Consider the following 24,298-nt stretch of genomic DNA (forward strand, 5'->3'; position numbering starts at 1 on the left):
ACCAACAATTATTCTTATGAAATTACTAGGTTTTATTATGCGAATAATAAGTTTAATATGAAAGTATAGTTTTTATTTTAAACAAAAATTTAGAAGCGAATCAAAGTGTAATAATAAGGAGTATTTATCATGGCTTATCAAAAAATTCTTGTCGCTATCGACGACTCTGAAATTTCAGCAAATGTCATTCAGCAAGCAGCACAACTTGCTAAAGCTTTAAATAGCCAAATTACTTTGGTTCAAGTAATGACTTTAGACCCATATTTGGCAGATGCGTATTTACGTATGGGGCAAAGTAATGAATTGATCGAACGTGTGCGATCTTATGTTCAGGAAAATTTAACGAAAGCTCAAAAACAATTTGAAGAATTAGGACAAACAGTTGCAACACAAGTTGTAGAAGGTTTTTCAGTTCATGAGGAAATTATTAAAGCTGCTCAAAATCTTGAAGTGGATTTAATTATCATGGGATCTCATGGTAGAACTGGATTTAAAAAGTTTATTTTAGGTAGCGTTGCTCAGAAAGTTTTGGGAGAAAGTCATATTCCTGTTCTGATCGTTCGCTGATCTAAGGTTATCCTTAGTCTAAAAAAACTGCATGTCCGATTTCAGACATGCAGTTTTTTAATTATTTTAATAAGTCAGACCTATAATTTACTTATTAACGTGATTTGATTCGATTGAATAAATTATTTATTTTCTTTTAAGCACAAAATTAAAATATCCATTGATAATCTTTTAATTTAATTTTGTGATTCTCTAACAAAATACCTTCATTTTTTAATAGTTTTAATTGTCGATTTTCACCATTTTCATCTAAGTTTATTGTACTCACTTTACCTTGTGAATTAATTACCCGATGCCATGGAAGATGACTTCCTTCATCTAAATTCTTTAAAACTGTACCTACAAGGCGGGCATGTTTTGGTAGCCCAGCTAGCTTAGCAATTTGCCCATAGGTAGCGACTTTTCCAAATGGAATTAAAGCGACGACTTCAAGGATTTGGCGTTGTAGTTCATTGGTATCATTCATCATCATTACTCATAAAATCTGTTAGCATGTCTGAATCCACATTAAAATATTTCCATAACAATTAAAATCTTGAAGAGTTGAGAGTTCGAAGATGCAATTGAAACTATTATTTGTATCCATACTGAGTATTGCGATTACGGCTTCGTGTACACCTTCCAAAAAACCGCCTATTAAAATTACCCCGTATAAATACAAAACTGATTCATCCGATCATTTGCCTATCATATATGTTACTTTTGTTTATACAATCAATAGACCTCAAGCAAAGATCTTTGATACTAAAGCTCAGATGCAGAAAGAAATCGAAATCTTAAATCGTTACTTTTTGGATGAAAATAACAATAAAATTTTTAAATTTAAAATGAATCACTACTATTCATATCTTGATTTTACAAAAAGGAAATGTGATCTTGCTTCAAAAGTGAATCAACCAATGGATTTAGTCACTGAAAATGTGCCTAGTGCAGTCAAAGACTGTTTTCCTAAACGCAAAAGTAAAGAAGTTTTATTTATTATCTATGACTCCTACTCTCCTAAGCTGAAATATAGTGATATCACGAGTTGGGGTTTTAGGAATCAAGGTCGACCTTTCATTCTAATTGATTGGGAACGATTAAATTATCAGACTCAAGCTGCGAGTATTCATGAAATGGGACATGCTTTTGGTCTCAATCATGTCTGTGCACCAAACGCCAAGAAAACCACACCGACAAATATCATGACTAGTTATGATTGCAAACTAGGAAGTGGCGGATTACGTAATCTTGGTTTTACTTCTGAGCAATTGAATATAATTTTAGATAATTACTCAAAGTACCCTTAAATATTTAGCTCTACATAAAATCCTAAATCATTTTTCTGAATTCTAAAATGATGTTGATTTAAGTCTTTGGTTAGGTAATCACTTGCTCGTTCAAATTGTTGCTGATTGACTGGATAAGGTTGCCAAAAGCTTGATAAATTATCAGTAAAAATAGGATACAACTGAACAACTTCTTTTACTAAATTAATTCGAACGATAGCTCCAAATGGTAAAGCTTGGTATTTTTCATATTCTCCATTGCTATTAAACACTCCATTACCGATGCCAAAAATCACCGGCTTATTATTTACATAGCGAATGGGTTGAATCGTATGAGCACCATGTCCAATAATTAAATCAACACCAATCTGTGTAAATAAGTTGGCTAATTTTTCTTGTTCAGGATGTATTGATTTAAAATCTATGCCCCAATGACAAATTAAAATGATTTTTGCATCTGGATTCTGCATACGATATTGCATGATTTGTTCAAATAGAATGGCATTTAAGCAAGCCACGCCTGCACTTTTACCTAGAGCATAAAAGTCATAGTCTTGATAAGCAATATCACAATGCCAATAGCCATTAAAAATAGCAACTTTTTTAGGTTTGAGATTTAACTCAATAAACTGATGTGCTTTCTGCTGATCAACACCTCCACCCATATGACAGATATTTGCTCCCTCAAATTTATCTAAGGTAAATTTTAAACTTTTGCTACCATAATCTTTTAAGTGGTTATTTGCGAGATTGACAAGATTGATATTTAAATGCTGAAACTGTTCAAGCGTTTGAGTATGATCAGCCCCTAAAATAAAAGCTTTTGCGTCTTGTAATGGTGAACGCATTTCTGTATTAAATACAGCTTCAAAATTAATGCAATTAATATCATCTTTTTGAAAGAAAGATTTAATTTTTTCAAATGAATGCCCATAACCATAACGTTGCAACGCATCATCTTGACCACGACATTTTCTAATTTCAGTATAGTATTCACCAAAATAAGTATCCCCCATTACATTCATCCATTCACTTTTAGGCTGAATGGTTTTATTTTCAATTAAGCCTTCTGGAAAATAATGATAATAAGGTACGAGATGATCTATTCGATGGATATTATCTAATAAGGAAAACAGGCCGATACTTTGATTTTCAGCACGATAAGAACAATATAGGATCCTTTGTTCAAACTCTAAATACATAAGTGCATCAAGTTGAGTACAACTAAAAAGTAATGTTTTTAATGGAATATTTGCACTATCAATAAGCGGCTGGATAGAAAATATTTTCTTGATTAGTGCATTTGGCAGCTCAAATATTGTCTGAGCGATCACATATAAATCTTTAATTTTTACCCGATGTGAGTCTATGTCTAATTCTTTTAATTTATTATCTATAACTTCTTGAGCAATCAGCATATTTCCAAAAATATGAGACAAAATGTGCTGACTCATTTCCTTATCTGCAGTCAGAATGAGGCGCTGTAGAAGAGCTAAAACCGAATAATTTTTTTTCTCAAAACTTGCACAAAAATTTTCTTGTTGCTGTTTCTCAATCGGAATCACATCATCTAATTGAATTTTTTGATCGGAAATATGTTCGATGGCTAAAAGTAAAGTCATCCAATGAGTGCAATCGACATTTAATACTTGATTCCAAATTGGATGTTGGAAAGTTTCTTGATGCAAATGCGAAATTATTTTTATTTCTTCTTGTAATTTCATAGTCATGATCCTAGATTTTGACTAGTTAAAATGTTGTACATAGGCGATGTAACCTGAAAGATTATGTTCTTGATCATCAATACGAACTCTAAAACGATCATGTCTGACATAAAATGCGTGTAAAACCTTCTCAGGACATGCCATATACATCGCAACTTCTGGATAGAAAAATCCAGTTCTCTGAAATTCAGCCCTGAATTCAATCAACTTCTTGAGATCTTCAAAATGTGCTTTCTCAAGAATATCATTTAGACCCAATTGTTTGATCCGATTGACCATGAGATATGCAGACATCATCATTTCTAGAAAAGTTGAATAAGTAGTTTTTCGATTACGAATAAAAATCATATGCCTGACGTAATTTTTTATTCCAAATAAGAAATATTTTTCTTCTGGACAAATTTTGGTAAGTTCATTGGTGCAATAACTCAACCAATGATCATGATAACGCTCGTATTTTTCTTGTATGAATCGTTCAAACATAAGTTTGACACTGTTTAATAGATGCTCATCTGAATGTAGTTGATATAAACGCAGTAAGGCTAAAGCAGCTTCACCATCGTAATAAATAATTCTAAATTTTTCTTTTAATTCTAAACTTGGATAATGCAAAACATGTGAAGTTTCACCCTCACTATTCATCAAAGATTGAATACCCTTAGCCAATGCCAATGCCTGATTTAGATAAGTAGTCTCCCCCTGTAATCTCCTGATATTTTGTTAGCATTAACAACGCTGCTGCATTTGCTCCTAATTTTATTTCATCTAAATCTTCTGGAGTCGATCCATCTAACATATAAGCTTGATTAGGCTGAATTTCTACATAGAAATGTTGAAATGCATACTCTATTGCTAATTTGCAACGACCAAGAACTGAGTCATTTTTGTCTATGATCAGGGTTTCTAGTAATGAATAGGTCGTAGTACAGTGCCTGACCGTATTATAGCTTCTAATAAAACGATCGTAGGCAGGGAAAAAACCGTAATTGTATTTTCCATCTTGTGCTATTTGACTTGATAAAAAGCTCGCATTTTTTTTAATGATGTCTTTGATGTGCGTCTTTTTGTCGCTTGTTAAATAACGTACTCCATTTTCAGTAAATTGGCTTTGTAAAGGAATCAGTTGACCATTTTCATAAAACACAGCGTAGGTGTCAAAAGTCCAAGCATATTCAAGTTGCTTGAATTGTATAGATGTGTTCTGGTTTGAATATTTATATTCAAGTGTCGAGTTCAGATTATCTTGGTCAAAGTAATTCGGCTGATCATAACTTAATCCACGAATAATTGCCCTTCCATAAAGCTCTTGTTCTAGAAAGCAAATGGAAAATTTTTCATCAAAACTTAATCCCTTACGGTAATGGTTATTGTGCTGTTGAGTTTTAATAGCTTGATCTATTTTTTGCCAATCTTCCTTTTGGATATTGTAAGCACAATCAATTTTTATATATTCATTGAGTTGTTGATTGATTGCAAACTGATGATCCAGTATTTCAAAAAGTTGATTTAACGCATTATTTAATTCTGAGTATGAAGAATTCCAAACTTGGCAACAATTTTCTCGATCGCCATATGAATAAAACAGCACAGTTTTACTCATATTAATATGCTGAGCAATCCTTTCAAAATATTCTTTAATCTGTTTTTTTTAGGTGTTTAAATTCTTCGTTTGATGTAACTATCATGACTTTATATTCTAAAAATTCTTTGTATTTTTAACACGATACCATACAAATTTATATTTGAATTGAAATAAAAAAGAGAACCCGAAGGCACTGCTGTCCCACAAATATCACAAGAAGAACCTCAATTGAGGTTCTTCTTGTTTTCGCCATTTTTTATCAGGCACAAAGAGTGACCTTAAAAGTTTCCTTTCAAATAAATTGACCTGAATAATTCTCAGTAAACGCTGAACACTCCATCCTTCTTGTGCCATGTGTTTAGCGAAGTTCACCAGCAAATAGGCAATTAATGCAATCCATATTTGCGTTTGTATCGCATTGCGGCTTCGACCTAGAAATGACTTCAGTTTTAAATTCTGCTTGATGGCTTTAAAGAATAACTCAATCTTCCAGCGGTCTTTATAAATTGCAGCAATGGTGGATGCTGCCAGATGAAAGTTGTTGCTCAGAAATTCGAATGTTCTTTTCTTATCTGTATCATAAAACTCTATACGTCTTAATAATTCAGGTGCGCCTCTTTTCTTGGCATACGCACTGCTCAATTCAATACATTCATCCGCAATAATCCCTTTAGTCGCTAATACGCTGCGGCTTGATTTAGTCTTTGGGCGTAGCCGGGTTACAAAGCTGACGTTCTGAAGTGTCAACTGAGCAAACCATTGATAATCAACATATCCTTTATCAAAGACGATAATGCTACCAGCAGGAAATTTAAATGCTCTGCCTTGCACCATATCATTTTCAATACCATCCCCAAGTGCTACAAATTCAGGAATGGTATTGCTGTGATTTAAGCCAACACTGAGTTTAATACTGGCTTTGGATTCATGCACTTTTGCCCATGCGCACAATGACAGTGAAAGATCAATATGACTGGCATCTAGTGAATACAGCGGATTTTTGAATCTAAATTTATGTGCAGTTTTAGAGTTTTCACAGCGCTGAAGCAGCTGTGTGAACAATTGCTGATACAGGCTGGCGGGCTGTTCTTCGTTGAGTCTTGCTAAGGTGCTTCGCGCAATTCTCTTCGCGCCAAGATGATAGAGCTTTTCCTGCTGGGATTCGAGATTGGATTGAATGTCTCTTAAGCTTTGCCGACAAGAAAGTTGGGACATCAATATGGCAACAAACTGATCCCAGCGGGTGGCTGATCTTAATTTTTGCCCAGAGTGATGCAGTTTAGCCAGACGTTCAAAATCTTGTCTTAGAATGGGTTTGAGTAATTGATGAAATACGGTATTCTGATGTGACAAAACCTGAGTCCTTTATAGTTAAAGTGTTTGTTTGCACTCATATTTTAACTATTTAGACTCAGGTTTTTTTATTTAAAGCAAACTATGGGACAGTAGTGACCCATACCACCTCTTTTTTCATCACCTTCAGATTTAGCTCATTCAGTGCTCAGACTCTCGCCATAATGCGTACAATATAAATGCATAAGGCATCACCTCATCAGAAGTTCATTTCTTTTTCTTTCTTTTTCTAAACTTTATAGTTTAGCTAGGAAATTACTCCATCAGCTAAACATTGTTATTTTAATCGAGCGAAACGATATATCGGTATAAATTTCGTATGAAAATCAACAATAAATAAAATTCAGACTATTTAAAAGTATTACATTGATTGATATCACCTGTGGTGTATCCCAACTCAAACCATTGCATACGCTGTTCGCTTGTACCATGAGTAAAGCTATCTGGTACAACTTGACCTGTTGCTCTTCTTTGCAAGTAATCATCACCAATTTTTTTAGCAGCATCCATCGCCTCTGCGATATCACCCTGTTCAAGAAATTGTGTTCTTTGTTGATTTTGATTCGCCCAAATACCAGCGAAACAATCTGCTTGAAGTTCTAAGCGAACTGAAAGTTGATTTCCTTCAACTTGGCTGGATTGCGCACGAGCCTGCTGCACTTTTCCTGAGATACCAAGTAGGTTCTGAATATGATGTCCAACCTCATGTGCGATAACATAAGCTTGTGCAAAATCCCCAGCTTGATCTTGACGTGACAATTCTGTTTGATTTTGCTCACCAGAAATACCCATTTGTTGGCGCATATCTTTAAAGAAAGAAGTATCGATATAAACCTTCTGGTCTGCTGGGCAATAAAAGGGACCCATTGCCGATTGCGCAGTACCGCAACCTGACTTCACTACCCCACTAAATAAAACTAGTCGAGGTGGCTTATAAGTCATGCCTAATTGTTGAAAAATTGGCGTCCATGTATCTTCTGTATCAGCTAATACCGTACCCACAAACTCACTTGCTTCTTTTTGTTCTAAAGTCAGATTTTGTGGTGCTTCGGCTGTTGATGTTGTTTCACTGGTAACAGCTTGTGTTGCTTGGTAAGCTTGCTGAGGATCAACACCAAAAAACTTCCAAGCAATAAATGCAACCACTAAACCGATGATACTAATACCACCAGCTTTAACACCGCCACCACCACGACGATCTTCCACATTGGTACTTACACGACGCCCTTTCCAACGCATGACTACCTCTCTTTATTATAATGATGACGGTTTCTTTTTATTTAGATGCTTTTGACCAAACTTTTTGTATTAGCCCGACAACAATTAATACAATAGCACCCGCGATAAATCCAATACCCAAGTTAATTAATGTTGGTGTTAATGCACCAATAATTGAACCAAAACTTGGGATTAACTCCAAATGATCAACAGTTTCTTCCGTAAAATGGTGTAATAAGGGAATCGTGTGTGTAATGATGCCACCACCGACTAAAAACATTGCTACTGTACCTACAACAGACAATGTTTTCATCAGAATCGGAGCAAAAGCCAGTAAGCCACGCCCTACTTTATTTTTAAATTCTGAAGCTTGTTGAGTTAAATACAACCCTAAATCATCAATTTTGACAATCATCGCTACAAAACCATAAACACCAATCGTCATGGCAATCGCAATGACACTCAATACAGATACTTTAGTCATAAATGTGGCTGTCGCAACAGTACCCAACGAAATCACAACAATTTCAGCAGATAGAATAAAATCTGTACGTATTGCACCTTTGACTTTTTCTTTTTCAAATTTTGCTAAATCAACCTCTATTGCTTCTAGATCAGCACTTGCTTCTTCGGCAGTTTTTGCTTTTTTGTGATGTAGCATGTGTACTACTTTTTCTACACCTTCATAACAAAGGAACAGACCACCAATCATCAATAATGGATTAATAAGCCAAGGTGCAACTACGCTAATTAACAATGCTAATGGAACAAGAATGAGTTTATTAACAAATGAGCCTTTTGCTACGCTCCACACAACTGGTAATTCTCGGTCAGAGCGAACACCACTCACCTGTTGAGCGTTTAAAGCTAAATCATCACCCAATACGCCAGCTGTTTTTTTTGCTGCCATTTTACTCATTACAGCAACATCATCTAAAATTGTTGCAATATCATCAAGTAAAAGTAATAAACCACTCGCCATTTTTATTTCCTAGTTTGTATTTATCTCGCTATTGTAGATTTACTCAATAAATTCACAACATTATTTTTATAAAAGTTTGTTCAATCGCTGACGAAATTTTTTTATTTCCCGTACAATAAGGTCAATTTTATATTTATGAAATCACTGAAACTTGGAACATATCATGAGTAATGCTGATCAACGTCCAATCATTTTGACTGGCGACCGCCCTACTGGACAACTTCATTTAGGTCATTTTGTCGGTTCATTGCGTTCTCGTGTTGGTTTACAAGACAGTCATCATCAACACTTATTGCTTGCTGATGCTCAGGCTTTGACTGACAACGCAGATAATCCTGATAAAGTACGAAATAATATTCTTCAAGTTGCTTTAGATTATCTTGCAGTTGGAATTGATCCAACTAAAACAACGATTTGCGTTCAATCATGCTTACCAGCCCTTAATGAGCTGACCATGCTTTACCTCAACTTCGTTACGGTTGCTCGTTTAGAACGCAATCCAACAATTAAATCTGAAATTCAGATGCGCGGTTTTGAGCGTGATATCCCTGCTGGTTTTTTATGCTATCCAGTTGCTCAAGCAGCGGATATTACGGCATTTAAAGCAACGGTTGTGCCTGTAGGTGAAGACCAAATTCCAATGATTGAACAAACTAATGAAATTGTTCGTCGTGTAAATCGTCAAATTGGACATGACCTCCTACCTGAATGCAAAGCATTATTATCGAACATGGGACGTTTACCAGGATTTGATGGTAAGGCAAAAATGTCAAAGTCTTTAGGTAATACTATTGTTTTAAATGCTTCTGATAAAGACATCAAAAAAGCTGTCAATGCGATGTATACAGATCCGAATCACTTGCGTATTGAAGATCCAGGTCAAGTTGAAGGAAATATCGTATTCACTTATTTAGATGCATTTGATCCAAACAAAGAAGAAGTTGAAGAATTAAAAGCACATTATCGTCGTGGTGGTTTAGGTGATGGTACAGTTAAAAAACGCTTAGAAGGTATTCTAAAGGAACTCATCACTCCAATCCGTGAACGTCGTGCTGAACTTGAAAAAGATCCAGACTATATTATGGATATTCTTAAGCATGGTACTGACAAATGTCGAGATATCACGCAACAAACTTTAGATGAAGTAAAAAGTGGATTAGGTTTATTTAAATTCTAATTACAATACTTTTACCATAAAAACAGCCCATTTTTTGGGCTATTTTTATTTAAGCTTTTGATTTAAGTTTATTTTAGGAACTTTAACCCGAACCCAATAACTAACAAATTTTGTCACTTATTAACACTTGATAACACTCGTTAACACGAATACCTATGAACACAGTCAAGTTTTTTATTAGTATAGCCAAGTAGGTTAGATAACACTAATCTCATGACATTTCTCCTTTCAACCGAAACTGTTTTACAGATTCGTTGTTCAACGCAATGACAACCCCAATCATTGCGTTTTTTTTGCTTTAAATATTTAGCTTGGAATTTGATTGAATTTTATGCTCGATACAATTAATCTTATAAATAATTAGTTTTTATAATTTTTTTAAAAAAATTTTTCCAAAAGAAAAAAGAGTATATACAAATGATATGGGATTTATTAATACACCCTTCCAACATTGTTTTTAGCGTTTCTTTATTGCTATGTCTATGTATAGGTGTATTGGAATTGATTTTATTAATGTTTGGGGGAAGCAGCAGCTTCATCGATCAATTTCTTCCCGATAGTTTGACTGACGTTGATCACGCTGATGTTTCTATGGATCATGCAGATAACCTTTTCACTCAGTTTTTAGAATGGCTGTATCTTGGAAAAGTACCTTTACTAGTTTGGTTGATTATTTTCCTAACTGTTTATTCACTCACTGGTTTAATTATTCAAGATGTTTTTTTCAATTTTACTGAAGACTATCTATCTGCTTGGATCATTGCACCTGCCTGTCTTGTTCTATGTATGCCACTCGTTCGTGTTGCAGCAAAACTCATTTCCAAAATTATTCCTAAAGATGAAACAACGGCAATTCATAGTGATGATCTGATTGGTCGTACTGCCAAAATTATATTGGGTGAGGCAAAGCCTAATTCTCCTGCCCAAGCAAAAGTGAAAGATCAATTTGGACAAATGCACTATGTTTTAGTGGAACCAGAATTAGATGTTGTTTTTACTCAAGGTCAAGATGTGATTTTAACTCAAAGAACCAAAATTGGCTTTCAGGCTATTTCCGCTTAATTTTTTTAATATAAATGATATGAGGGTGTTTTAATGTTCAATTCAGCATTGACTGAAATTTTAATTATTACAGGTGTAATTTTCGCAGCACTGATATTTATCGGTATCGTCATTGCTCGTTTATATACTCGTTCAAGCAAAGAAGTTTCATTCGTAAGAACTGGTTTCGGTGGAGAAAAAGTCATCTTGAATGGAGGTGCGATTGTGCTTCCTGTATTGCATGAAATCATCCCCGTCAACATGAACACACTACGTTTAGAAGTAAAACGTGCAGCTGACCAAGCTTTGATTACACGTGACCGTATGCGTGTAGATGTAATGGCAGAATTCTACGTTCGCGTAAAACCTACAGGTGAATCGATTGCGACTGCAGCGCAAACCTTAGGTCGGAAAACCATGTCTCCACAGGAGTTAAAAGATTTAGTCGAAGGTAAATTTGTCGACTCTTTACGTGCTGTAGCCGCGGAAATGGCAATGGAAGAACTACATGAAAAGCGTGTCGACTTTGTACAAAAAGTTCAACAGGTGGTTTCTGAAGATTTATCTAAAAACGGTTTAGAACTTGAAACCGTTTCATTGACAGGTTTAGATCAAACTGGTTTTGAATATTTCAATCCACAAAATGCTTTTGATGCTGAAGGCTTAACTAAACTTACAGAAACAATCGAAGACCGTCGTAAGAAGCGTAATGATATTGAACAGGATGCTGATTTAGCGATTCGTGCTAAAAATCTTGAAGCAGAGCGTGCGCGCCTTGAGATTTCTCGTGAAGAAGAATATGCAAAACTGCAACAAGAACGCGAAATTTCCATTCGTAAAGCCGAACAACATGCTGAAATTGCTTCTCAAGAAGCAGGTAAAAAGCGTGAAGCCGAAGAAGCTCGTATTGCTGCTGAACGTGAAGTTGAACTTAAACGTATCGCTTCTGCTCGTGATGTAGAAAACGAAAATATCCAAAAAGCTCAACTTATTCAAAAAGCACAAGTTGAACAGAAAAAAACTATCGAACTCGCAGAGCAAGATCGTGCAATTGCTATCGCTGAAAAATCACGTGCCGAATCTGAAGCTAAAGCTCAAGCTGACAAAGCCAGAGCTGAGGCTGTAAAAGCTGAAGAAGAAGTCGTCACGGTGCGAGAAACTCAAAGAGCAGAACGTCAAAAAGCTGTCGAGCTTGTAGCAGCCAAACAAACTGCTGAAAAAGAAGCGATTGCGATTACTGTGGCAGCTGATGCTGGTAAAAAAGCTGCATCAGATGAAGCAGAAGCTGTTCGAATTGCTGCGGAAGCTGAAGCCGAAAAGATACGCTTAAAAGCAAAAGGTGAAGCTGATGCTAAGGTACTTCTCGCACAAGCTCTCGAAAAACAATATCAAGTAGATGCTGAAGGTACACGTGCAGTGAATGAGGCAGCCAATGTTCTTTCTGCAGAGCAAGTAGAGATGCAAGTTCGTTTAGCCTTACTCAAACATTTACCAGATATTATTCGTGAAAGCGTTAAACCAATGGAGAATATTGACGATATCAAGATTCTACAGGTGAATGGTTTAAATGGTTTTGCTGGTGGTACTACATCAGGTGAAACCACTGAAAATGGTCAAACATCTTTGTCTGATCAAGTTGTGAATAGTGCCCTACGCTACCGTTCTCAAGCACCTTTGATCGATAGCTTAATGAATGAATTAGGCCTACAAGGTGGTGATATTAACGGCCTTACTAATACTTTAAAATCTCAAAATAAGTTAGATTGATAAGAATAGGTCAAAAATAAACGCGGTCTTGACCGCGTTTTTTATTGTTTTTCAGCCAGCTCAAAATTGGTTAATCTTCCTTCCTGATCATAATGCAGGGTGACATTCTTAGCATCTCTTAAGGCATTCATTTGTTCGGTATTTAACTCGAAACTCTGTGCCAATTGATCAACAGAAATATTTTTCGGAAAGGATCTTCTTTCTTTATTATAAAAACGAAACCAATTATAGGTCGCCCAAATAATTAAAGTCAGGATGAACAACATGATTGAAATGATTAAATAAAGGATATCAATCGATTGCTCTGGTATATTCATCACGAATAATTGTTCATATGCACTGAAACCTTGGAAAATCCATAATAATGCAGTGATTAATGGCATAAAAATCCATATCCAAAGCAACCAACCTAAAAAAAACAATCCATATCCAGCCGTTTTGTTTCTGACATAACGAGGTTCATCAATGTACTCAGGAATTTCCAATTGTGTAAGGTCATAGACCATTTTAAAGTTTGACATCATCTTGCCCCTCTCTAAATCCACGATCAGGACTTACCCAACGTGCACGTTTTGGTTTTTTAAATATGGTTTTTGGCAATGCGATCGCGGTTGTGATGGTCATTAATACCCAGAAAAATAATGGATACCAGATAACCCAAAAATATGTCCGTAAGGTTCGACTATTGTCATATTGGCGATCGATCATCAAACTCACTAAAAACTGTATAAGGCAGGTCGTACCTAAAACAATCCCATACCAGTTAGGCAATACGGTAGTAACCGCCCATTGTTCAGGTAATTCTATAAATAATCCAATCACATAAAGAAGAATGATAGCAGTCATTACATAAACCCAAATCACGCTGATAATTGCTTCAAAAACGACTGGCCACATGCGTCTTAAACGCCATTTAAATAACTTCGGTACATAAGCAAATAAAACTTCGATACCACCTTGCGCCCAACGTAGGCGTTGTTGCCACAATCCTTTAAAGGTTTCAGGCATATAGATATAACAAAGTGCTTTTGGTACATACTGTAAGTCCCAATGATCGAACTGGAGCCGCCATGAGACATCAATATCTTCTGTGATCATGTCATCACGCCAATAACCAATTCGATCTAGTGCTGTTTTTCTAAAACCTGCAATCACCCCTGATACCGTAAAAATCCGCCCATAAGTACGTTGTGCACGTTTAATCAATCCAATGATTGAAGAGAACTCACCTACTTGAATTTTGCCCAATACACTGGAACGGTTAATAATGCGTGGATTACCTGTTACTGCACCGACTCTCGGATAGTGTGTTAGATGATTCATCATCCAAAAAACGGCATGAGGATGCAGTAAAGCATCGCCATCAATGCAAATTAGAAACTCATGCTGGCTGACCATCGCACCTGCTCTCAAGGCATATGCTTTGCCCTGATTTTCTGCCAAATGCACCACACGTAGTTTTGGATAGTGCAACGCAAGTTCATCTAAAATCTCTGCGGTTTTATCCGTACTTCCATCATTTATAGCAATCACCTCAAAATCAGGATATTGGCTTTGCATAGCGAACTTGATGGTTTCTCGAATTTGTTCTTCTTCATTAAAACAAGGAATGATAATGCTACAACTTTCTTGACTAGGTTCAGGGAAAACCGTTTGCCGAAATTCACGTTTGAAATAAAACCAAATTCCACCCGCCATCCAAAGCCAAGCCATTAATAAAGGAAATAAAAATGCAAAGCCAAAAAATAAGTCGCTTAAAGAAATATCTGAAAAAAATTCCATAATTAGCGCCCTCCTTGTTTCAACACATAAGGATTGCGATAGCTGAGCGGACTACCATTTAAGCTCAACTCACGATAAAGATATTGATGAATCGTAGCCCCATAAGAAAGCTGATAATTATCTACACCAATTTTTTGAACACCTTGTCTTTTTAATTGCTGATAGATTTTCTGATATTTCTTCCAATCATAAGAAGAAGCTTGATTATCGATCTGCAAACTAATGATCAAATGTTGTTTTTCACGTTCAGTTAAAGTCGATAAAACTTTATCTAGCTCATTTATATTATTTTTTGATTGATTCGAATCTAAAGCGATATACAGAAAATCAGCATGATCAGGAATCAACTGCAGTAACTTTTGTAGCCCACCCCACTGTGCTCCCTTGTAACTGAATTTTAGTGCTGTCTGATAATTTGTACTGACATTGACATAATAATTTGCTTTCAATTTAGTCTTATTTTTGATCGCCAATACATCATCGATTTTCTTCTGACAAATGTGATCCCAATCTCGTTGACTAATTGCACAGTGTAATGTGTCATCTGTTTCAATCATCAAACCCGTGATGGAACTATTATTTTTGACTAAATCTGCAATTAACTCTGACAAGTCGTAACCTTGTTGAGTTTCTAAACTCAGAGGAAGTTCTGCATAAACTTTATTTGCAATCCGTGTACGTGCTTGCCAGACCACCCGATTTAATAAATCCGCTTTCATCGGTAAACTACGATTAGGAAAATAAGCAACATCAATTTTTCCATCATCATTCTGATCTTCAACAACGGTCAGCAATAAATTATTCGACTTAAAAGCTCCAACCTGATCCAATAATTGACCTAATCGCTGTTCAGAATTTCCATTATCTTTTACCAGTTCAGCTAAATTAAAACGCAGAAAACTCTTACGTTGCTTATAAGGTGCATGACGATCCAATACAAAATCTTGCATTTCAGCGTAAATTTGAGCTGGTATTGGATTATCAATGATCAAAGCACGTTGATAAGTCCCAAATAAATCTGCTGTGTTTAACTCACTACCTAGGCTAAATGACAACGGTAAACCCACCATTCTCGCCAATTCCTCGGTTTCTTTGGTCACAGCTCCATATGGCCAAAAGATTGCGCGAGTATTAGTACCTAGCTCTTTATCTAAAATTTGCTTAGATTGTTGCAAGTCGTTCAAGACTCGACGTCTAAAGACTTCATCAGTCTCATAACTTTCAGACTGCGGAAAATATTGCCGAGTAATTGCTGCAAACTCTAGATTTGTTTGAGGGTTTGCGGCAATACCGTAATGTAAATTGTCACTATGAGATCCAAACTCCACCAAGCCCGAAGCTTGCATTTCTCGCATTTGCTGCCATGTCATCAAATTACTTGTACCATATGCCTCAATAGCATCTTTGGTATTGCCGTTAATCCAACTGGTTGGTATTGCAAATACAGCAGGGATTTTATGTAGTTTTAATAATGGAAAAATATGTGTGTATGCACTCGATACACCATCATCAACGGTTAATAACAACGCTCTCTCAGGAAGAGCTTTTCCTGCATTACGCGCTTGCCAAACATCCTTTAATCGTATCGGTTGCCATTTATTATCTTTAATCCATTGTAAAAATTGCGCAAAATTTTGACTGCTAATCGCATAATAATCACGATCCCCTTTTGCTGCGACATCATCACGAACATCATGAAATGTCAGCGTCACAAATTGATTAGCGTTAGAGCTCGTTTGTGCGGATTCGGAAACTGCCTTATCAATAGGTTGTGCAAATAGATTGAATGACATTGCACTTATACACGCCAATAAGCAGAAAGGAGATTTTATATTCATTAGAACCTTCCTTCGAAGCCCAAAATGGCATACGTTTTGTCTTCGTGCTCACCGTCATAAGGATGAGATCCCCACCCTACGCCATAATTTAGATACCAAACACGTGAAATTCGCCAATCATGGCGATACAAAAAGTTATAAACGGGCTGATGGGCAAAATCTTTTTGCTTAAAGTACCCAGAGTCAGCTCAAAATGCTGTTTAAAGTCACGCTCATATTCCCGCCATGTCAACCAATCATGTTGCAGATTTAACTCGATGCTATGGCTAGATACAGGGTTAAAATAATCAACTTGCACAGCTTTATTTCTTCCGTAATATCCAGTAACAGTCGCTGTGCTTGTGTGTTGTGGTGATTGAAAAAATTGCTGACTAAAATATGCCTGATAGGCTTGTCGTAAATTTCCATCATCAATATCTATCGCTTGATATTGAATACCTGCTTTTCTAGACTCATTAGCTTGCCAATTCATCGCAGCTACATAAGATTGCCCTTTGTGCTTTTGGGCAATCGCTTGTAATGGTATATCAGCATCAGAATCGACTGAGAAGTTGTATGCCCAATGATCATTTAACCAATGCGACCAATCCAATCTAACACCAAGTCGCTCTTGATCCTTTCTTTCGGACAATAGAATATTGGCTGTTTTTCTATTTGAAGACCATTCCAGTCCCAGCCCTACCCGAGCATCGTCTAATTTCTTATTTTTATACCGTGCTTTTCGATATTGATGCTCAACAAAGATACGATAATAATCATTAAACCAAGGACTATTTAAACGCGTCCAAAAACTCTGTTCGTTTGATCCTCGTAAACTATTTAATAGACGATCATCATTAGACTTATTCCTTGAAAAAGAACTGTGATGTTCTATACTCCACCGATCACGATCCTTCAACTCTTTATAACTCAGTTGTACTCCTGTATCCTCAGCAGCAGTTTGTAAGAGCTTTTTATTTAATTCTCGCCAATATGAAATATTTCCCAGAGCTTGCGCATTATTCATTTGGTTGATTTCCGTCATTTGGCTGACTTCATCCAAACCATTCCATTGTTCTAAAGTTAGTTTCGCTGTTAATGTTTTTTGCCTCCAACATTGAATCAAAGCGAGATTATTTTGATAACCAATATTACGTGGTGCGATTGAAACCAAATTTTCAAAATACTGTTCGGCTTTTTCTAACTCATTCCGATAAGCAAGATTTAACCCTTTTAAACTTAAATATTGTTCCCAATCTTCATGAGTTGTACGATCTACACCTTTTACTTGGCTATATTGATAACGTCTTAATTGATGTTCCATTTCATCAATCAAGTTATTTGCTTCTTCAAATTTTTCTTGTTCTAAATACGCATAATATAAGGCTGAATAAACATCATAATCAGCATAGTTCTTTTCATTAAATAATGACAAATAAACTTGCTCTGCTTGTTCAGGTTGATTGGTAGCTAAATACGCATCTGCAATTGCATGACGTGTATAAGTTGGCCAAAGATCTAGTGGAATACTAATACTCTGTAAAGTAGTTAATATATCAGTGTAACGCTTACGTTTCGCTAAAGCATAGATGTAATCAGCATAAAAGCTTTTTTGCCAATGAGGATAACCATTTACTATGGGTTTATACGATTCCATTTCAGCAAGCACTTGGTCTAACAACATATGCATCTGCATATTTGCTTTCTTGTTGAGCAGTTTTATAAGCAAGTACTGCATTTTTGATTTGAGTGGCGAATTGACTGAGTTTAATTCTGATCACTAAATCAGGATGAGTCTGAAATAAGACAAAACGCATTATATATTCATCTGCCACCTTATAATTTCCGTTATCATTCAGTGCTAATAAATATTCCTCTTGAGAAAATTGATTTTTTTTCTTATCAAAAGCAGCATTTGCGGCTTGCAATGCTTGGATAGGCATTCCTACTAATCGATAGGTATGAACCGTACCGGGTTTATCGGAGACTTTTTTATTTAAGTTAGGCCACCTGACCTAACGGATTAATCTTATCATAGTACATTGCTTCAAACTCAAAAGGCGATACATAACCCAGTGCACTGTGTACACGCTTTTTGTTGAACCAATCTACCCAATTTAATGTCGCAAGTTGTACATCCGCTAAACCTTGCCAATCTGCTTTTAAATATTCAATCACCTCTGTTTTGTATAAGCCATTCACCGTTTCAGCCAGAGCATTATCGTATGAATCACCCGTTGTACCGACTGATGCTCGTAAATTTGCTGCTTCTAAACGATTGGTATAGCGAATGGAAAGATATTGCACACCTCTGTCGGAATGATGAATCACATTCTTTGGCATGCCTCGATCATGCAATGCTTGCTCCAGTGCATCAAGTACCATATCTGTATTCATCCGTGTTGATACTTTCCATCCAACAATTGTTCGCGAGAACACATCAATAATAAATGCGGTGTAGACCCAGCCTGAATGAGTTTGAATATACGTGAAGTCAGCGACCCACAGCTGGTCAGGATGATCTGCATTAAAATTGCGTTTTACTAAGTCATCTGCTCGTTTTTGATCATCTCGGCTACGGGTGGTTTGTTTATTCTTACCACGCCAAACACCTTGTATACCTAGCTTCTGCATCAATCGAGCAACTGTACAACGTGCGATAACATAACCTTCACGTTTCAATTGTTGCCAGACCTTACGCACACCATATCGACCTAAACTTTCTTTCCAAATACGTTTGATTTGCTCTGCATGATGTAAATCATGCAGAGCACGTTTCGCTCGATGTTCTGGGTTATCAACGAGATCTAAAGCCCGATAATAGGTCGAAGCTGCAATCGGTAAAATTCTACAAATCGCTTCAACACCATATCGATCTTTATTGTTCTGGATAAAATCCACCATTATTTGTGTGGGCGGTCGAGCTCCGCCTGGGCGAAAAAAGCGGCTGCTTTGCGTAGAATTTCATTGGCACGCTTTAATTCTTTAATTTCACGTTCCATTTGCTTCATTTTTTCTTGGTCAGATTTCTGTTGTACTTTGGCAGGATTTAGTTGATCCATATGCTTTAAATACCAAACACGCAATGTTTCAGGAGTACAACCGATTTTAGGAGCAATAGCTGTGATTGCTGCCCAAGTAGAAGGATAATCTTTTTCAGATTCAATTAGTAATTGAACCGCTCTTTCTCTAATTTCGGGGGTATAGTTTGGTTTTTTCATCGGAATAGTCTCTCAGAATATTGAGTCTCCGACAAACCTGGTACGGTTCAGTATGCGATAACAGCACTAGTTCTTCTGCATTTAATTGCTGCATATCTACTTGTTTTAATATGCTTTGAGCTTCCTGATTTTGCTTTGTTTCAGCAGCTATCGTTGCTAACCATACGTTCCACCCCATTTGAGGATTATGAGCTCTAAACCCTGTAATCATCTTTTTAGCCAAAGAATATTGTGTGGCATCTCTTAAGGTTTTCACGACACTGGTCTGCGCATAAATAGGAAATACTTCTATTTGTATATTTTCTATACAGGTAATCAACTCAGTAGCATGAAGCGTATTTCTTCCATACGAAAGTACAAAATAATCCGCAATTAATTTTTGGTCTTTAGGATACAAAACTAATAATTTCTTTAAATCAAGTAACCCATGATCAACCTCTCCTTTCTGGATTAATTGAACAGCGTACTCCCTGTGTTGATCAATCGGATTTGAATAAACAGCTCTTCCACAACACAATAAAACAAAAAGAGATACACAATGCACAGGAATAAATAATTTTATTTTAATCATATTATTCCTCATTATTTAATATTTACTATAAATAATAATTTAATAAAAAAATAACCACAACAATAAATTAAAAAATTTTACTCCAAATTAAATTTAAATATAAAATTATACCAAAGTTTAAAATAAAAATTAATATAAGCATATGTAATAATTATACTTATTCAAAAACAATATAAAAATAAAATCAAATTTAATTTTCCATACGAAAAACTTAAAAAAACGAAAAATAATTTAGATAAACATTTTATTAAATAAAACTTAAAAAGAAAGAACGACCTGTATAATAAAGATCGTTCTGTATAAATTAAAATAGATAATATTTAAAACTCATTTTTAATATTTTAATTAAGCTTTTTCAAAAAAAATAAAACCTAAACATAATATAAAAAGTTATATTTTCATCTATTACAATCAGTTAATTATATCCATCAAATTTATTTATATGTTTTTTCGGCATCTTGCACGTATTTTGTCACAATATTGCACTTATAAAAAAAACCCAATGTCACCATTGGGTTTTTTCAAGATAAATAAATCTAACGTATTACGCTAAACCTTTCTCTTTCAGCACTTGCATCATTGTTGAGCCAAGTTCAGCTGGGCTACGAGTGTAAGCCATACCTGCTTTTTCGAATGCAGCAAATTTCTCTTCTGCTGTACCTTTACCACCAGAGATAATCGCACCAGCATGACCCATACGTTTACCTTTAGGCGCAGTTACACCAGCGATGTAACCAACAACTGGCTTGGTTACATTCGATTGAATGAATTCAGCAGCTTCTTCTTCTGCAGTACCACCAATCTCACCAATCATGATGATTGCATCAGTATCAGGATCGTCTTGAAATAATTTCAATGCATCGATTTGGTTCATACCAGGGATTGGGTCACCACCGATACCGATACAAGTAGATTGACCTAAACCAAGCTTAGTTGTTTGAGCAACCGCTTCATAAGTCAATGTACCTGAACGTGAGATAATACCAATACGACCAGGTTGGTGGATGTGACCAGGCATAATACCGATCTTACATTCACCTGGAGTGATCACGCCTGGGCAGTTAGGACCAACTAAACGAGTACCATTACCGTTAGTTTCTAAATAGCGTTTTGCTTTAAGCATATCGATTGTTGGAACACCTTCAGTGATCACAACAATAAGACCAACGCCTGAATCAACCGCTTCAACGATAGAATCTAATACAAATGGAGCTGGAACATAAATAACAGATGCATCAGCACCAGTCTCACGTACAGCATCTTTCATTGTATTGAATACAGGAAGGTCAAGGTGTGTTGTTCCACCTTTACCTGGCGTAACACCACCAACAACTTTTGTACCGTAGTCTAAAGCTTGTGCAGAGTGGAAAGTACCGTTTTTACCAGTAAAACCTTGTACCAATACTTTAGTGTCTTTATTAATTAATACGCTCATGATTGATACTCCCCTTACGCTTTAACTGCAGCAACAATTTTTTCTGCAGCATCAGATAAACCGTTTGCAGAAATTAATTTCAAACCAGATTCATCAAGCAATTTCGCACCTAGCTCAGCATTGTTACCTTCTAAGCGAACAACAACTGGTACAGTTACGTTTACTTCTTGAACTGCTGCAATAATTGCTTCAGCAATCATGTCACAACGAACGATACCACCAAAGATGTTGATTAAAACACCTTGTACAGAAGTATCAGCAAGAATAATTTTGAATGCTTCGATTACACGCTCTTTAGTCGCACCGCCACCAACATCTAGGAAGTTAGCAGGCTGACCACCATAAAGCTTGATGATGTCCATCGTTGCCATTGCAAGACCAGCACCATTCACCATACAACCGATGTTACCTTCTAAAGCAACATAGTTAAGGTCAAATTCAGATGCTTTTAATTCACGCTCATTTTCTTGAGATTTATCACGCAAAGCTGCAACTTCTGGCAAACGATAAAGCGCGTTAGAGTCAATACCTACTTTCGCGTCTACACATAAAATTTCGCCATTTTCACGAACTGAAAGTGGGTTAATTTCAAATAAAGCAAAATCATTTTCTACAAATGCTTGGTAAGCAGCAGACATAATTTTAACAAATTGACCGATTTGTTTATCTTTCAAACCAAGAGCAAATGCAACTTCACGTGCTTGGAATGGTTGTAAACCTACTAATGGATCAACTTCAACTTTAATAATTTTTTCAGGTGTTTCTTCAGCAACTTTCTCGATTTCTACACCACCTTCGGTAGAAGCCATGAAAGTAATACGACGGCTAGAACGATCTACAACCGCGCCTAAGTAAAGCTCACGCTCAACTGGATAGACATCTTCTGCAACAATAATGCTGTTAACAGGCTGACCATTTGCATCTGTTTGATACGTTACAAGACGAGTACCAATAATATTGTTAGCAAATTCGATAACATCTTCTTTTGATTTTGCAACTTTTACGCCACCAGCCTTACCACGACCACCAGCATGTACTTGCGCTTTCATTACCGCGAATTTACCACCAAGCTGTTCAAACGCAGCTACTGCTTCATCTGCATTTGTTGCCAAAATACCTTCTTGTACTGGCATGCCATATTTTTTTAATAACGCTTTAGCTTGATACTCATGTAAGTTCATTTAATTACCTACTACGTTGTTTATTGTGACGCGACCTAGATATTCTTAACACTAGGACACTACATTATGAGACGACGACTGTCTTATAAACCAATCGTCTTCATTCAAAAAAGTGTGGCGAACCACACTTTTTGTTTTTATTTGCGCTTACGTTGAATCGCGTGGATTGCACGACCATCAACTGAAAGTGCAGCTTCATGTACAACTTCAGAAAACGTTGGATGACCAAAAGTCATCAACTGTAGATCTTCAACAGAAGAAACAAACTCAAGTGCGATCATACCCTGATGAACGATGTCTGATGCATTAGGACCGACAACGTGCATACCCAAAAGACGATCTGTTTTTGCGTCAGCAACAAATTTAACAAAACCAGCTGTATCACCAGCAGCTAATGCACGACCATTAACCGCAAACGGGAATTGACCGGCTTTAACTTCGTGACCTTTTTCAGCAGCTTGTTCTTCAGTTAAACCAACCCAAGCAGCTTCAGGATGCGTGTAAATAACACTAATAATAGTGTCATAATTTACTTGAGCAGCATGACCATGGATACGCTCAACAGCCATCACACCTTCTTCCATTGCTTTATGAGCAAGCATTGGACCACGAACTAAGTCACCGATCGCATAAACGCCTTCAACAGATGTTTGGCACTGATCATTTACATCAACTAAACCACGTTCAGTGAGTTTAATGCCTGAATCTTCTGCCAATAGACCTTCTGCATAAGCTTTACGACCTACACAAACGATTAATTTGTCAAATACTTGCTCTTTATCTTCGCCAGCTTGGTTATATTTAACAGTCACTTCACGACCATTAACTTCTGTACCAGAAACTTTTGCACCAATACGAATATCTAAACCTTGTTTCTTCAAGATTTTTTGAAATTCTTTAGAAAGTGCTTTATCAGCCATTGGCAGGAAAGTATCTAATGCTTCAAATACAACAACTTCCGAACCAAGACGACGCCATACCGAGCCTAACTCTAAACCGATAACACCTGCACCGATAACACCAAGACGTTTTGGAACTTCTGGGAATTTCAAAGCACCAGTTGAGTCAACAATCAAATCTTCATCAACAGGAGCTACAGGGATATTTACAGGTACAGAACCAGTCGCAAGGATGACATACTTAGGTTCTAAAACTTGTACTTCACCTTCAAATGGCGTGAATTCAACTTTTTTACCAGCAAGTAATTTACCAGTACCTTGTAACCACTCGATACCATTACCTTTAAGTAATTGAGCAACACCACCAGTCAATTGATCAACAACTTTGTCTTTGCGAGCTAACAAAGTATCTAAATCAAATTTAACTTCACCAGTCGTGATACCGTGTTCAGCAAGTTCATGAACTGTTGCTTCGTAACGATGAGAAGAGTCAAGCAATGCTTTAGAAGGGATACAACCAACGTTTAAACACGTACCACCCAAAGATGGTTTACCGTTATGAATACGTTTTTCGATACATGCAACTTTAAAACCTAGTTGTGCAGCACGGATTGCTGCTTCATAACCGCCAGGTCCACCGCCAATAACAACAAGATCAAACTGTTGAGACATTTTTATCTCCAATCAATCTCCCTAAATCCCCTTTTGATTAA

General features: G+C 36.4%; 19 protein-coding genes, 2 pseudogenes and 1 other annotated feature. Of the genes and pseudogenes, 5 read left to right on the plus strand and 16 right to left on the minus strand.

What is annotated here, in order from left to right:
- Positions 1–129: 129 nt before the first annotated feature.
- Positions 130–567: a universal stress protein gene (locus R2H34_RS12395; RefSeq protein WP_004956015.1), complete on the plus strand. Its 438-nt coding sequence runs from the start codon at positions 130–132 to the stop codon at positions 565–567.
- 148 nt (positions 568–715) lie between these two features.
- Here R2H34_RS12395 and R2H34_RS12400 read toward each other — a convergent pair whose 3' ends face one another.
- Positions 716–1,033 carry an MGMT family protein gene (locus R2H34_RS12400; protein ID WP_125318091.1) on the minus strand — a complete coding sequence of 106 codons (318 nt, stop codon included), beginning with the start codon at positions 1,031–1,033 and terminating at the stop codon, positions 716–718.
- 91 nt (positions 1,034–1,124) lie between these two features.
- On the opposite strand from R2H34_RS12400, the gene R2H34_RS12405 reads away from it, so the two are divergent.
- On the plus strand, positions 1,125–1,856 hold the full coding sequence (locus tag R2H34_RS12405) for a metalloprotease (RefSeq protein WP_282896867.1): 732 nt from the start codon (positions 1,125–1,127) through the stop codon (positions 1,854–1,856).
- Here the strand turns inward: R2H34_RS12405 and R2H34_RS12410 are convergent.
- The 5 genes and pseudogenes from R2H34_RS12410 to R2H34_RS12430 all read right to left on the minus strand — a co-directional run bounded on the left by R2H34_RS12410 (position 1,853) and on the right by R2H34_RS12430 (position 8,694).
- The gene (locus R2H34_RS12410; protein WP_282896868.1) at positions 1,853–3,559 is read right to left on the minus strand and encodes a CapA family protein; all 1,707 of its coding nucleotides are present in this window, start codon (positions 3,557–3,559) and stop codon (positions 1,853–1,855) included. The two genes, R2H34_RS12405 and R2H34_RS12410, sit on opposite strands and share 4 nt — an antisense overlap.
- Before the next feature lie 21 nt (positions 3,560–3,580).
- Positions 3,581–5,198, minus strand: a pseudogene (locus tag R2H34_RS12415) (poly alpha-glucosyltransferase).
- Between the two features lie 153 nt (positions 5,199–5,351).
- Entirely contained in the window at positions 5,352–6,494 is a 1,143-nt protein-coding gene (locus R2H34_RS12420) for an IS4 family transposase (RefSeq protein WP_318342280.1), read from the minus strand.
- A 348-nt stretch (positions 6,495–6,842) separates the two neighbouring features.
- Complete coding sequence (locus R2H34_RS12425; RefSeq protein ID WP_112986126.1) at positions 6,843–7,733, minus strand: neutral zinc metallopeptidase; 891 nt, start codon at positions 7,731–7,733, stop codon at positions 6,843–6,845.
- Between the two features lie 37 nt (positions 7,734–7,770).
- Positions 7,771–8,694 carry a DUF808 domain-containing protein gene (locus tag R2H34_RS12430; RefSeq protein ID WP_282896741.1) on the minus strand — a complete coding sequence of 308 codons (924 nt, stop codon included), beginning with the start codon at positions 8,692–8,694 and terminating at the stop codon, positions 7,771–7,773.
- A 163-nt stretch (positions 8,695–8,857) separates the two neighbouring features.
- Between R2H34_RS12430 and trpS the strand changes: the two genes are divergently transcribed.
- The 3 genes from trpS to R2H34_RS12445 all read left to right on the plus strand — a co-directional run bounded on the left by trpS (position 8,858) and on the right by R2H34_RS12445 (position 12,679).
- Positions 8,858–9,871, plus strand: a complete 1,014-nt coding sequence (gene trpS / locus R2H34_RS12435; RefSeq protein ID WP_004908319.1) for a tryptophan--tRNA ligase — start codon at positions 8,858–8,860, stop codon at positions 9,869–9,871.
- A gap of 417 nt (positions 9,872–10,288) precedes the next feature.
- The gene (locus R2H34_RS12440; protein ID WP_282896742.1) at positions 10,289–10,933 is read left to right on the plus strand and encodes a YqiJ family protein; all 645 of its coding nucleotides are present in this window, start codon (positions 10,289–10,291) and stop codon (positions 10,931–10,933) included.
- A 33-nt stretch (positions 10,934–10,966) separates the two neighbouring features.
- The gene (locus R2H34_RS12445; protein WP_282896743.1) at positions 10,967–12,679 is read left to right on the plus strand and encodes a flotillin family protein; all 1,713 of its coding nucleotides are present in this window, start codon (positions 10,967–10,969) and stop codon (positions 12,677–12,679) included.
- A gap of 41 nt (positions 12,680–12,720) precedes the next feature.
- Here the strand turns inward: R2H34_RS12445 and pgaD are convergent, their stop codons facing one another.
- The 10 genes and pseudogenes from pgaD to lpdA all read right to left on the minus strand — a co-directional run bounded on the left by pgaD (position 12,721) and on the right by lpdA (position 24,257).
- Positions 12,721–13,203, minus strand: coding sequence for a poly-beta-1,6-N-acetyl-D-glucosamine biosynthesis protein PgaD (gene pgaD / locus R2H34_RS12450; RefSeq protein ID WP_318342281.1), 483 nt, complete (start codon positions 13,201–13,203; stop codon positions 12,721–12,723).
- The gene (pgaC, locus tag R2H34_RS12455; RefSeq protein WP_282896745.1) at positions 13,187–14,461 is read right to left on the minus strand and encodes a poly-beta-1,6-N-acetyl-D-glucosamine synthase; all 1,275 of its coding nucleotides are present in this window, start codon (positions 14,459–14,461) and stop codon (positions 13,187–13,189) included. The genes pgaD and pgaC overlap by 17 nt, the downstream gene beginning before the upstream one ends.
- 2 nt (positions 14,462–14,463) lie before the next feature.
- A complete protein-coding gene (pgaB, locus tag R2H34_RS12460) occupies positions 14,464–16,299 on the minus strand; it encodes a poly-beta-1,6-N-acetyl-D-glucosamine N-deacetylase PgaB (protein ID WP_075696736.1) in 1,836 nt (611 codons plus the stop codon).
- Positions 16,299–18,016 (minus strand): annotated as a pseudogene (locus tag R2H34_RS12465) (hypothetical protein). The gene pgaB and the pseudogene R2H34_RS12465 overlap by 1 nt, the downstream one beginning before the upstream one ends.
- A complete protein-coding gene (locus tag R2H34_RS12470; RefSeq protein WP_318342282.1) occupies positions 17,937–18,221 on the minus strand; it encodes a hypothetical protein in 285 nt (94 codons plus the stop codon). The pseudogene R2H34_RS12465 and the gene R2H34_RS12470 overlap by 80 nt, the downstream one beginning before the upstream one ends.
- Before the next feature lie 58 nt (positions 18,222–18,279).
- Positions 18,280–19,499 (minus strand): IS3-like element ISAba29 family transposase gene (locus R2H34_RS12475; RefSeq protein ID WP_318342272.1). Its coding sequence is split into 2 segments (ribosomal slippage): positions 18,280–19,223 and positions 19,223–19,499, totalling 1,221 coding nucleotides; the frame shifts between segments, so codons are not numbered across the junction.
- Positions 19,108–19,224, minus strand: a sequence feature (AL1L pseudoknot). It overlaps the preceding gene by 117 nt.
- A complete protein-coding gene (locus R2H34_RS12480) occupies positions 19,468–20,070 on the minus strand; it encodes a hypothetical protein (protein WP_318342283.1) in 603 nt (200 codons plus the stop codon). The genes R2H34_RS12475 and R2H34_RS12480 overlap by 32 nt, the downstream gene beginning before the upstream one ends.
- A 544-nt stretch (positions 20,071–20,614) precedes the next feature.
- Positions 20,615–21,505: a succinate--CoA ligase subunit alpha gene (gene sucD, locus R2H34_RS12485; protein ID WP_004908342.1), complete on the minus strand. Its 891-nt coding sequence runs from the start codon at positions 21,503–21,505 to the stop codon at positions 20,615–20,617.
- Positions 21,506–21,519: 14 nt separating this feature from the next.
- Positions 21,520–22,686, minus strand: coding sequence for an ADP-forming succinate--CoA ligase subunit beta (gene sucC / locus R2H34_RS12490; RefSeq protein ID WP_004908344.1), 1,167 nt, complete (start codon positions 22,684–22,686; stop codon positions 21,520–21,522).
- 137 nt (positions 22,687–22,823) lie between these two features.
- Positions 22,824–24,257: a dihydrolipoyl dehydrogenase gene (gene lpdA / locus R2H34_RS12495; protein WP_004963581.1), complete on the minus strand. Its 1,434-nt coding sequence runs from the start codon at positions 24,255–24,257 to the stop codon at positions 22,824–22,826.
- Positions 24,258–24,298 lie beyond the last annotated feature (41 nt).

Origin of the sequence: Acinetobacter sp. 16, from assembly GCF_033439925.1 — a bacterium.
Classification (GTDB): Bacteria; Pseudomonadota; Gammaproteobacteria; order Pseudomonadales; family Moraxellaceae; genus Acinetobacter; species Acinetobacter junii.